9 protein-coding genes are annotated in these 12974 nt (G+C 33.2%); all 9 read left to right on the top strand.

Annotated elements, in window-relative coordinates:
- Positions 1–132 precede the first annotated feature (132 nt).
- The 9 genes from AC1Q8L_RS17705 to AC1Q8L_RS17665 all read left to right on the top strand — a co-directional run bounded on the left by AC1Q8L_RS17705 (position 133) and on the right by AC1Q8L_RS17665 (position 12916).
- Complete coding sequence (locus tag AC1Q8L_RS17705) at positions 133–1587, top strand: DHA2 family efflux MFS transporter permease subunit (RefSeq protein WP_000410730.1); 1455 nt, start codon at positions 133–135, stop codon at positions 1585–1587.
- Between the two features lie 465 nt (positions 1588–2052).
- Entirely contained in the window at positions 2053–2415 is a 363-nt protein-coding gene (locus AC1Q8L_RS17700) for a Na-translocating system protein MpsC family protein (protein ID WP_000842544.1), read from the top strand.
- 627 nt (positions 2416–3042) lie between these two features.
- Positions 3043–4575, top strand: coding sequence for an NADH dehydrogenase subunit 5 (locus AC1Q8L_RS17695; protein WP_000908944.1), 1533 nt, complete (start codon positions 3043–3045; stop codon positions 4573–4575).
- Positions 4575–7181, top strand: coding sequence for a DUF2309 domain-containing protein (locus AC1Q8L_RS17690; protein ID WP_000026961.1), 2607 nt, complete (start codon positions 4575–4577; stop codon positions 7179–7181). The genes AC1Q8L_RS17695 and AC1Q8L_RS17690 overlap by 1 nt, the downstream gene beginning before the upstream one ends.
- Positions 7182–7244: 63 nt before the next feature.
- Positions 7245–7766: a carbonic anhydrase gene (locus tag AC1Q8L_RS17685; RefSeq protein WP_001086247.1), complete on the top strand. Its 522-nt coding sequence runs from the start codon at positions 7245–7247 to the stop codon at positions 7764–7766.
- A gap of 325 nt (positions 7767–8091) precedes the next feature.
- Positions 8092–9117 (top strand): alpha/beta hydrolase, encoded by a 1026-nt coding sequence (locus AC1Q8L_RS17680; protein ID WP_001220681.1) that lies wholly within the window; start codon positions 8092–8094, stop codon positions 9115–9117.
- Between the two features lie 174 nt (positions 9118–9291).
- Complete coding sequence (locus AC1Q8L_RS17675; protein WP_000365649.1) at positions 9292–10509, top strand: NAD(P)/FAD-dependent oxidoreductase; 1218 nt, start codon at positions 9292–9294, stop codon at positions 10507–10509.
- A gap of 225 nt (positions 10510–10734) precedes the next feature.
- Positions 10735–12258, top strand: coding sequence for an MDR family MFS transporter (locus AC1Q8L_RS17670; RefSeq protein ID WP_098311836.1), 1524 nt, complete (start codon positions 10735–10737; stop codon positions 12256–12258).
- 76 nt (positions 12259–12334) lie between these two features.
- Positions 12335–12916, top strand: coding sequence for a PadR family transcriptional regulator (locus AC1Q8L_RS17665; RefSeq protein WP_001093176.1), 582 nt, complete (start codon positions 12335–12337; stop codon positions 12914–12916).
- Positions 12917–12974 lie beyond the last annotated feature (58 nt).

The raw sequence follows: 12974 nt of genomic DNA, 5'->3' as shown, positions 1-12974 counted from the left end.
TAGCATATTTTCAATGTCGATTAATGAACATTTTTAACAAAATTGTTCATGGTCAGGAATATGTATCTTTGTTACTATGAATTTTATCGACACTGTGTCGATAATGCAACTATAGAAAAAGGGAGTTTACAAATGGAGAAGGGAATAACAGAAAAAAATAAGAAAATTTTATTACTTGTACTAATTGCTGGATGTTTTTTATCAACATTAAACCAGACGTTACTTAATGTGGCAATGAGTAACTTAATGGAAGTATTTGATGTTACAGCTACAACTGTACAATGGTTAGCAACAGGTTTTATGCTCGTAAACGGTGTTTTAGTGCCAATTACGGCATTTTTAATGAAACGTTTTACAACGAGGCAATTATTTATTAGCTCAATGATTTTTTTATTAATCGGAACATTACTATGTGCCGGTGCCATCAATTTTGGCATGTTATTAACAGGAAGAATGATTCAAGCAATTGGGGCAGGAATTATTATGCCGCTCATGATGACAGTTATTTTATATTTATATCCTAGTGAAAAGCGCGGGAGTGTTATGGGAACTATCGGCTTTGCTATGATTTTTGCGCCAGCCATTGCTCCAACGTTATCTGGTTTTATCATTGAATATGTATCATGGAGATGGTTATTTATTGGATTAGCTCCATTTGTATTCATCGTCATTATTCTTGCGCTAAAATATTTAATGAACGTTGCAGATACGACAAAAGCAAGATTGGATATTGTAAGTGTCATTTTATCAACGATTGGCTTTGGTTGTGTTTTATTTGGATTCAGTAGTGCAGGAAGTAAGGGATGGGATCACCCGATTGTTATTACGACAATTATTACCGGGGTACTTGTTACAACGCTATTTTGCTTACGTCAAATAAAGTCTAACGATCCATTATTAAATTTATCCGTATTTAAGTATAAAATTTTTACTCTTACATCAGTGATCAATGTACTTATCACGATGATTATGTATGCTGATTTAATTCTTTTACCGATTTACTTACAAAACGGAAGAGGCTTTACCGCATTTGAATCAGGTTTACTTCTATTACCTGGAGCGGTCATTAATGCATTCTTATCACCAATTACAGGTAAAATGTATGATAAATACGGAGCAAAACCACTCTTTATTACAGGGTTAGTATTTATCATTATTTCGATGTGGGGGGTAATTGATTTAACTGAATCCACAACGTATATGTATGTAATGGTGCGTACTATTCTTTTACGGATTGGGTTAAGTTTCATTTCAATGCCTTTAAATACAGCAGGACTAAATGCTTTACCTAGAGAATTAGGTTCACATGGTTCAGCCGTAAATAATACGGTTCGTCAATTAGCCGGTGCTATTGGAACAGCTGTTGTTATTACTATATATACAACTCAAGCAACTTCACACGCTTCAGAGTTATCTTTAGAAAATGGAAACATTACAGCTATTCAACTAGCTAAATTATCCTCTATTTTCGGCTCAAGTGATGCGTATCTATTCATGTTATTTTTATCTTTCGTAGCATTAATCTTTGCATGTTTCATGCCTAAAAAAGTGGCAACTCAAAAACTTGAAAGTAAGGCAAGTAATTAGAATCGTTTATAGAGTAGTTTAGAAAGTATATGATGGAAGAAAAGCAAGGGATCTAATAATTAAGGTCATTTGCTTTTCTTTTTGTTTATGAACTTAACTGTATTTTGTAAAGATATTAAAGGAGACATGAAAAAATCCACCTACAACAATTAAAAGATTGATTGACCGAAACAATATAAAAAGGACTCGTAAATTTATCCCACTTTAATGGGCAGTAAGACCCCTACCTCAAAATTCAGCGAAAGCAAAGAAGTTAGGTAGGGGAGGATCAACTGCCCATAAAAGTCCGATTGGTGAGGGCTGATAATCAGTGGGGGATGAAGAAAACCTCCACTGATTAAAGTTTCACTTTATAAGAGTTCTTTTTTGCAATCCCAATAAATTCTTCTCAATAATTGAAAATAAAATCAATCCGGATTATTATATTGTTATTGTAAATTTATTTTATTGAAGGAGGATACATAGATGAAAAGCTCAAAAGGCTCTATTGAATCAGAGATAAGCAAAGCAATTACTCACTGGGAAAAGGACTATCTAGGACGCGGGTCTATATCCGTTAAGACAGATATATTACGGGATATGATTATCGTAAATTTACAAGGTATTTTAACGCCGGCTGAATATACGGTTTGCGAAACAAAAGACGGTATGCTAACGATAAAGAAAAATCGTTCGGAGCTAGTTGAATCTGGAATTGAAGATTTGAAAGAGATTATACTAGAATTAACTGGAGAAAAAGTGAAAAGCTTTCATACGGATATAAGCTCCCGTACTGGTGAACGAGTAATGATTTTTAAATTGTTTCATAATCTTGAGGGAGAATTTTAAAAATTAAAACCACCGTAGGGTTAGTGAGAGATAGGTAAGAAACCTAAAAGTTTTGCACTTTATTTAAATTTATTAACATGATAATAATTAAAAACTTGAAATTATTTACGTATAATGAATTTTGATTGGAATAACACTCAAAAAAAACGATAAATAAATTGACAAACTGCTTAATATAGTTTATCTTATAATTGTTTTAAAAAATTAATAGATGCTTATTTTAACTGTTTGCTATAATTAAGGCTTTAGCATTTTTTTAATATGTAATATTGACTAAATGAAAAAGTTTCTTAATTGAAAGATAGCGCATAACATAAATTGATATATTGATTGCATAATCTAGGAGATCAGAGATATACTGTTATTTTTAATAGGAGTAATACATACATTACTATCCTCTATAAAATGGGAGCTCTTCAAAAAACTTTATTGAAGTTAGTTGAAGTGAAACCGACAATCTCCATAATTCAATGATGATATAAAATCATTGAATTATGGAAGTTGTCGGTTTTTTTTATGGGAAAAAACGATGCACTAAAAAGAGTGAATGAAAATTGAAATTTAAAAAACTATCGTAATTAAAAGGAATTTTTATAGGCTATTTTCGCTTAGAAGGGAGTATTTAACATGTTAATTTCGCTGAGTTCATCAACACTGTTAACATTATTTTTTATGGCGCTTAGTGCTTCTTGGCTAAGTGGATTATTGTTTTTAAATGCAAGGATGCCTTTACGTTTTGTTCATATCCATATTGGTATCGCTGCCTTGCCTTCATTGATTTCTTTACTCGCACTTGTTAATAACAATGGAGATAGAGTTGTGGGGCCTTGGCATCTAGATACTTTAGCTTGGTTAATGGCTTTCTTTGTTCTTACAATTGGTTTAATCATTCAGCGTTTTTCTGTACGTTACTTAATGGGAGACCGCTCATATCGAAAATACTTTGCACTTTTTACATTTACTACAGGTGTATCTTCGGTTGCATGGTTAAGTGACGATCTTCGTTTCATGATCATTTGTTGGGGAGCAACGCTTATAGGATTGGTTCTACTCATAGGGCTAAATAAAGGGTGGAAAGTAGTTAGTGAAGCAACTAAAATCTCTGGCTATTTATTTACAATAAGTTGGATTGCGTTGCTATCAGCTATCATTTGGCTTTTTCAAGTAACTGGACAGTGGCAATTAACATCAGTTTTAACGAATGAAAATGTAGCGCTACATGGAACATTGGAGAGAACAGGAATTAACTTATTAATTATATTAGCGGTGATGATTCCAGCAGCACAATGGCCTTTTCAAAGATGGTTAATTGAGTCTGCTGTTGCTCCAACTCCTGTTTCAGCTATTATGCATGCGGGTTTAGTAAATGCTGGCGGTATCATGTTAACTAGATTTTCACCTCTTTTTCATGATGATATTGCACAAATCATTTTACTTATTTTCTCTAGTATTTCTGTCTTAATCGGAACAGGAATTAGTTTAGTCCAAGTTGATTATAAACGTCAGCTAGTAGGTTCAACTATTGCACAAATGGGATTTATGCTTATTCAATGTGCATTAGGCGCTTATTTAGCGGCTATTATTCATTTAATTTTACATGGTTTGTTTAAAGCTACACTGTTTTTACAAGCTGGTTCTTCAGTGCAACGTTTTGGGGTAGTGAATCAGTCTAATGAAAAGATGTCAAATTTATGGACTATAGTCGGGCGTGTTTTAGGATTATTTATAGCAATTACTTTCTGGTTTATGACTTCTGGAGAGGGATATCAGCTAGTTAGTGCGTTAATCTTAGGGTGGTCATTATACTTTTCATGGAAACAGCTTGTTGTTTTTGGAGAGGGAAGAATGGGACGAATTGCTGGCGTAATTGTTTTGATTGGATGTTCTCTCATTTACTTTACTGTTCATAATTCTCTTTATAAATGGTTGCATACTGACATTTATCAAAGTGTTCAACCTTCAGCTCCAGCCGTTATCTTTGTTATATGTATTTTACTATTTAGTAGTGCTATTAGTACTTTCGTTACTCGTAATCAATCTTCTACTTTATTCGCTGTACTTTATCTTTGGTTAGTTCGAGTAGGTGAGGCGAGAAGAAAGTCAGTAGAAAGTCATCCAAGCTATCTGAAACATTATGTATCAAAGGGAGGTAATTCGTGATGAGCATACCGTCAATATTAAAGAAAGATACAAACATTGATATACAAAAAAATAATATAAATGATTTAGTTGCATCTGCTAGCCGGGTTATTGCACCACTTTGGCCTATCTCTACGTTTGCAGCTCACCATCCTTGGATGGGACTTGAAAAGCAATCATTTGATCAAGTTGCAAATTGGTTAAAAGAAGCTCGTAATGTGGATATGTATCCTAGTACTTCCATGATTCATTCGGCAAAAGCGAAAGGTGAGATTGAGGAATCATTTTTACAAAGTAGTTTGTCTCGTTGGCTGGATTCACAATCTTTTCATATTCCGCGAGAGAAAGTAGAGCGATTTTGCCAAGCGGCTTTAAAGTTAGAAAAATTACCTTCTAGTCTATTATCATCGCCAGAATTAAATAAACTGGCAGACGAAATGAGTTATATAAATACAGGGAGTATGAAAGCCTTTGTTATGCAACCAATAAGTTCGCTTATAGAGAATCAAAATGGTGAAAACCTATCTGATATTCTTAATTATCATATTATTAAATGGTGTAAATTATATCTTGATGACTCCGGATCAAGTTGGACGATGCCAAATCGAGAGAAAGGTTTTTATCGTGCATGGCACCACCTTATTAAATTTGATCCAGCGCTCAGTAAAAATGAGCGTAAAGTTTTAAAAGATTGGCCACAAGATGCCGAAGTAGCTTTAGCGAGAGCATTATCTGAACTAGGAATTTCTGAATCTAACATACAATCTTACCTTGAAGGGCACTTGCTTTCTTTGCCTGGGTGGGCAGGAATGATACGATGGCGCTCACAACAATCAATTCAGGAACAGCAACTTCTCATAGAATATTTAGCAGTTCGAATTTCTATGGAGCTGGCTATTGCAAAACCTTATTTACCTTTAAAAAATCAAAAGGTTGAGAAAAAAGTTCCGATTGTCCCACTTATAGCTTCTTGGATCTATTGGGGGAATATTTCAACACGGGAATGGTTACAAATGCCTGCTGCTGAACAAAGTGAATTATTAGCATTCGCTTATCGTTTTGATGAAAATATTCGCAGGAAACTTTGGCTGGAAGCTTGGGAACAAACGCATGCAGAGCAATTAAGAGAGAAAATTGCTTCTAAACAACGTGTAACCAATGATAAAAAGCGTGTATTAGCTCAATTAGCATTTTGTATTGATGTACGTTCAGAACCGTTTCGTCGCCACCTTGAAAAATTAGGTCCGTTTGAAACATTTGGAATAGCTGGTTTCTTTGGATTACCAATTGCAACTAGTGAACTAGGTAGTAATAACAACCATCCTTCTTTGCCAGTTATACTCAAACCGAAACATCAAATAAAAGAGCTCACAAATGAAAATGAACTTAAATCTTATGAGCAGCGTAAGAGGGTAGGCAGTTCGGTACGTTATACATTTAAAACGATGAAACAGAACGTAATGACAAGTATGGCGCTACCTGAGTTAAGTGGTCCTTTACTTGGTCTACAGATGGTGACAAGAAGCTTTGTCCCAAGAGGAGTTGGTGGTTTCATTCGTAAACTTCGTAAAACTATGTTACAAAAACCTGATACAACATTCTCGCTTAATCATGTTCATGACACAAAAGGTGAGATACCTATCGGTTTTACGAAAGAAGAAAAAGTGAACTATGTGCGTCAAGCTTTAAAAATGGTGGGACTGACAGAAAAATTTGCTCCTTTAATTGTAATGTGCGGACATAGTAGTCAAAGTACGAACAACCCTTATGCTGCAGCACTTGAGTGTGGTGCTTGTGGCGGAGCAGCAGGAGGATTCAATGCAAGAGTTTTTGCTACTTTATGTAATCTTCCAGAAGTGAGAGAGGCGTTGTTTGCTGAAGGTATTAAAATTCCTGAGGATACCATTTTTGCAGCAGCTGAACATAAAACAACAGTGGACGAATTGGAATGGATTTACGTCCCAGAACTTTCGGAAACTGCGCAAGAAGCATTTGATTGTATCAAGTCGATTATGCCAAATGTGAGCCAACATGCAAATAGAGAGCGTTTAACGCAATTACCAAATTTAAAAACGAAAATAAAAAATGCGAGTAAAGAGGCACATCGATTTGCAGAAGATTGGAGTGAAATACGTCCAGAATGGGGATTAGCTCGTAATGCATCTTTTATTATCGGGCAACGGGAATTAACTCAAGATTGTGACTTAGAAGGTAGGGCTTTCCTCCATAATTATGATTGGAAACAGGATGAAAGTGGCGATATATTAGCTAACATTATTGCAGGACCAGGAACAGTAGCTCAGTGGATAAATCTACAATATTACGCTTCAACTGTAGCTCCTCATTATTATGGTAGTGGAAATAAAACAACCCAAACCGTAACGGCGGGTCTTGGTGTTATGCAGGGAAATGCAAGTGATTTGTTGCCAGGCTTACCTTGGCAATCCGTTATGCAGTCAGATAGTGAGACGTATCATTCACCACTTCGTTTACTAATTGTAATTCAAGCGCCTATTCAATATATAGAACGTTTACTAAATAATGATTTCACATTTCGAGAAAAAGTTCAAAATGGATGGGTTAGACTTGCAAGTGTTGATCCCGAGGGACGCTGGAAAAACTGGTAACAATTATTATTGTTACTAGCTTAAAAGTTTCATAAATACAATAATGAAGAAGGAGTGCTCCATATGAATTCAAAGAATAAAAAAGTTTTATTATTAACAGACATTGAACACGGAATAGAGCCTAGTATCCAACAAGTAACTAATATTCAACAAGAAAACATGTTGACTATACACAGCTATGATTCTGTAATTGTACATCCTTATGGAGATATAATGAGATCTATTATTATTGCTATTTATCAAGAAAATGTTAAAGAAATTTTTGTTGTCGGAATAGAGGATAAAGAAACTTCTTCAGTTAATCTACAAACTCAACGTGATTTCATAAAAGATAATATAGAATTAGACTATCTCTTTAAAAATTGCATGCCTGAATTTTTAAGTGGTAGCCTTGATGAATGGCTAAGTGGAAAAGAAAATGTTAGTGAAAATATTGAGAAGAGTATAGATATGATTTGTCATCATCCATTAGTGCCTTCTGATGTTAAAGTTCATGGTTTCATAATTGATAGAACGGGTGAAAAAGAAACGGTTGTTAAAATTTCTGCTAATAAAGTACTGAAACAAATGCATTTTTATGTGTAAGTTATCGATAGATAAGCAACTTTTATTTGGACTTGTGTCCTTTACAAAGAGCAAAAGAAATCTTCTATAAATGGGGATCTTTTGCTTTTTTGTTTGAATTTTTAATGTGTTTTATAGGAGATATCTAATATGTACATAATAAAAATATATAACCTTTTGCATGAAATTTTAAGGACGGATTAGCAGGTGATAATAAAGTTAATCGTAAAATAGAAGTGTATATTGTGATTTATCCCGCATTAACGGGTAGCCCTATTGGTGAGGGCTGATTAAATTTTCACTTTATTTTAAGATTATTGCTAAAAAGAATGGAGATTCTTTAATTATGAGAATAAAACAGTTAAAACCTAAAATGATATGGAAAAAAAGAATGTTGCTAACTCTTTTTATTGTTTTCGGATTGATTATTGCGGGGGGGATTTTCTGGAATGTTTCACCTATTCCGAAAGCGTTTCTCATAAAAAAAGCATTTGAAGGTGGAATGTTTGTTCAATCTAATAATTATAAAAACACTCTAAAAGAGACACGAATTGTTAAAGATATCAATTATAATTCTAAATTTCCTGATGGTACATTAGACATTATTTATCCCAAAAATTTTATAGGGAAAACACCTGTTATTTTTTGGGTGCACGGGGGTGGATTTGTAGGTGGAGATAAATCAGACATTACTGGTTATGCAGTAGAATTAGCTGCTCGTGGTTATACAGTGATTAATATAAATTATGCTCTTGCTCCTAAAAGAAGGTATCCTACACCAGTACTACAACTTGGTGAGGCTTATGAATATATAAAAGCAAATGCAAAGAAATATAATGTAAAACTAGATGACCTGTATTTTGCAGGAGATTCTGCGGGAGCGCAAATATCTGGACAATTTGTTACTATTCAAACATCTCCAGATTATGCGAAATTAACCGGAATTGACGCTATTGTTACTCCTTCTACAATTAAAGGTATACTGCTATTTTGCGGCCCGTATAATATGCCTGCATTAGCTAAAATGGAAACATCCAAAGAAGTGCAAGACTTTATGCGTACTACTGGCTGGGCTTACTTTGGGAAAAAGAAATTTGAAACATTACCTGAAATGGAAATCGCCTCTATTTATAAACACGTTACAAAAGATTACCCACCAACGTTCATCACAGATGGAAATACTGCATCATTTGAAGAGCAAGGTAAAGCATTAGCTTCTACTTTACAAAATAAAGGAGTACCTGTAGATACACTTTTCTTTGATAAAAATATCTCTGGCGAGTTAGCACATGAATTTCAATTTAAAATGAACACTCCAGCAGGTGAAGAAGCTTTTAACCAAGTTCTTAAATTTCTAAATGAAAATAAATAATATATATACTATTAACTTTTTATAAGCCTAGTTTAATACCATATATGGGTGAACAAAATATTGCATTAATAATCTAATGGTAGCAAAAATAAATTTGATAAGAAGTATATAGTAAGAATGATTTGGAGATACAGATGGGGATATAACTATTTTATTTAGGACGGTGCACTTTAAATGGATTTACAGAAAGGGAAATTATATTGGAACACAACTTTTTCTAATACATCTTCTTATCCTCGCTTGGAAGAAGATATTAAATGTGACGTACTAATAATAGGAGCAGGAAGTTCAGGTGCTCAATCAGCATACTATTTAAGTGAATCAGATTCAAATATTGTTGTCGTTGATAAAAGAAAGGTAGGACATGGAAGTAACCTTACAAATACAGCACTTATTCAATATTTAGGTGACAAGATGTTTTTTGAACTTGTAAATACATTTGGAGAAGGGTATGCAGTTAAGCATATGAAATTATGTGAACAAGCTATTAATGATATTGAATATGCTGATCAAAATTTACCTTATTGCTCTGACTTTAAACGACGTGACAGTTTATATTATGCAAGCTATGAAGAGGATATAAAGAAATTAGAAAAAGAACTGTATTATTTACATAAGCATGATTTTAAAGCGACTTGGCTATCAGAGGAACAAATTGGACAGAGATATCCATTTAAAAAACGTGCAGCTATTTATACGTATAATGATGGTGAAATAAATCCTTATAAATTTACACATAGTTTATTAGAACAAGCTTCTAATAAAGGAGTTCAAATTTATGAAGATACAGAGATTGTTGGCAAAAAGTTAGAGAAAGAATGTGCTATCTTTTATACAAAGGGGGGCAATTCTATTACTGCCAATAAAGTAATTGTGGCTGCAGGATATGAAGGATTGGAATTTAAAAAGGAAAAGAACGCTACACTGATTAGCTCATATGCAGTTGTTACTAATCCTGTAGAAGATTTATCTTCTTGGTATAAACGTACTCTCATTTGGGAAACTGCGAGACCATATATTTATATGAGAACTACTGCAGATAACAGGATTATTATAGGTGGGCTAGATGAAGATACAAACATTGCTCAAGAAAGAGATTCAAAATTAATCCATAAAAAAGAGAAATTAGTAAATGAATTTAATAAGCTCTTTCCCAATATAACAGTTGAACCTGAATTTTATTTAAGTGCTTTTTATGGTGGTACTCATGATGGTTTACCTATAATTGGAATGTATGAAGAGTTTCCAAATTGTCACTTTATCTATGCGTATGGAGATAATGGATTAGTATATAGTATGGTACTTTCTAAAATTGTTCGAGATATAATTATTAAAGGTTCAAGTCCGGATTTGAATTTATATTTACAAACTAGACCAAAACTAAATGAGTAAGTTGCATGTATGCAAAATCAAGGTAGTATAAAAAAGTAATAGTTTTTACGGTTTTAATTACTTTATATAGGAAGCAATTCTACAATTATAATCTCTCCAATATATTTGGGGGGATTTATTTTTTTTTTTATGATTTATTGAAAAATAGTCTAATTAGACTATAATGAATATATAGTTTAATTAGACTATGTATTTTATTGAGTGTGAAAAAAGGAGGAAAGAGGCATGGTTGCAAAAGAGAGCAACTTACGCTTAGTGATAGCTGGGTTAATGCTAGGCATTTTAATGGCTGCAATGGATAATACAATTGTTGCCACTTCAATTGGTACAATTGTCTCAGATTTGGGTGGATTGGATAAATTCATATGGGTTACTTCTGCTTATATGGTTGCAGTTATGGCGGGTATGCCTATTTTCGGGAAATTATCTGATATGTATGGTAGAAAGAGGTTTTATATTTTTGGTTTATTAATCTTCTTAATTGGTTCTGCATTATGTGGTACTGCGCAAAGTATTGTTCAGCTAAGTATTTATCGTGCAATTCAAGGTATAGGTGGGGGGGCACTGATGCCAATCGCCTTTACCATTGTATTTGATATTTTTCCTATTGAAAAAAGAGGGAAAATGACTGGATTATTAGGGGCCGTATTTGGTTCTTCAAGTGTATTAGGACCTTTATTAGGTGCGTATATAACAGAAAATATTAGTTGGCATTGGATTTTTTACGTCAATATTCCAATTGGTCTAATGTCATTAATTTTTATTTTAAAAGCTTATAAAGAAAATAATCCACCTACTAAGCAAAATATTGATTGGTGGGGGGCGATAACACTCGTCATAGCAGTAATTAGCTTAATGTTCGCTTTAGAATTGGGAGGAAAAGAATTTAAGTGGGATTCGATACAAATCATTGGGTTATTTGCATCGTTTATTGTATTTTTTGTTGGCTTCCTATTGGTAGAAAGAAAAGTGAAAGATCCGATAATATCATTTTGGATGTTTAAGCGTAAGGAGTTTGCAATATCACAAATTATTACGTTTTTCTATGGAGCAACATTTGTTATTTTAACAGTATTTATTCCTATTTTTGTTCAGGCTGTATATGGTGGAACAGCAACTAATGCTGGATTAATTTTAACCCCAATGATGTTAGGTTCTGTAGTAGGTAGTGCAATTGGTGGAATATTTCAAACGAAAATTAGTTACCGCAACTTGATGTTATTATCTATAATATCCTTTGGGATAGGTATGTATTTGTTAGGAACGATGGATCCGCAAACAAGCCGTGTACTTTTAACGATATACATGATTATAACGGGATTTGGAGTTGGATTTTCGTTCTCTTTGCTTCCCACAGTTTCTATTCATAATATGGAACCGAGATTCCGTGGTTCAGCTACTTCGACAAATTCATTCTTTCGTTCACTAGGTATGACAATTGGAGTAACGATTTTTGGCTCCATTCAAAATAGTACCTTTACAGCTAACTTAAAGGATGCTTTTAAGGGAATAGAACATGGTTCCAGCATGTTAAATAATCTAGGTGATCCAAGTGCAATATTTCGCTCAGATGTAAGATTCAGTATCCCTACGTTTATTCTTGAAAAAATTATAGCTGCTATGTCATCTTCAATTACTACTGTTTTTCTATTAGCTTTAATTCCAATTATCGTTTCGTTTATAGCAATATTATTTATGGGAAATTCCAAAGCTGGTACAAAGGATAATAAAGTGAATTTGAAGTCATAAATTTTATAAAACAAAAAGATTCTTTACTTATTTTTAGCTTATACTATTGGTATAGGTTATTAAGGAGTGGAGAGTTATGAATACAAAGCTTTTTATGCTGGGTCTTCTTATGGAGAAAAATAGGCATCCGTATGAAGTCCAGCAACTTTTAAAAAATAGTGAAATGAAATATTATATAAAAATTACTAAAGGCTCTTTATATTATACATTTGAGCAACTTGAAAAGAAGGGCTTTATAGAGGTTGTTGATATTATTCGTAATGAACAACGCCCTGAAAGGACTATTTACGGTATTACTAAAAGTGGTAAACAAGAATTTGAGCATTTATTATTAGAGCAAATGATAAAGAAAGAGGATATGCATCGTCCTATATATGAAGCGCTACTTTTTGCACAATATGGGGAGGAAGAATTAATTCTAGAACAGCTAAAAACTAAAATTTCTCAACTGACGTTATATCTTACTACCCTTCAAAAAGTATATGAAGAAAAGTGTGGAAAAGAGAGTGTAGCTAAGTTATATATATTATCTAGTGTCATTTTACATTTAAGAACAGAGTTAAAAGTTTTACAGAGTTTATATAACACCATAAAAAATGAAAAGATAGATAATATAGGAAATGATGTACTTAGAGAGATAGAAAATCAATGTTTATAGTGAAGAAGATTATAAAATAAAAAGGATGATTCTTATAGTATTTTAAAAATAACAGAAG

The sequence above is a fragment of the Bacillus sp. GW823-FHT06A11 genome, from assembly GCF_058795355.1.
The sequence above is the reverse complement of the archived record's forward strand: the minus strand, read 5'-3'. Positions and strand labels throughout refer to the sequence as shown.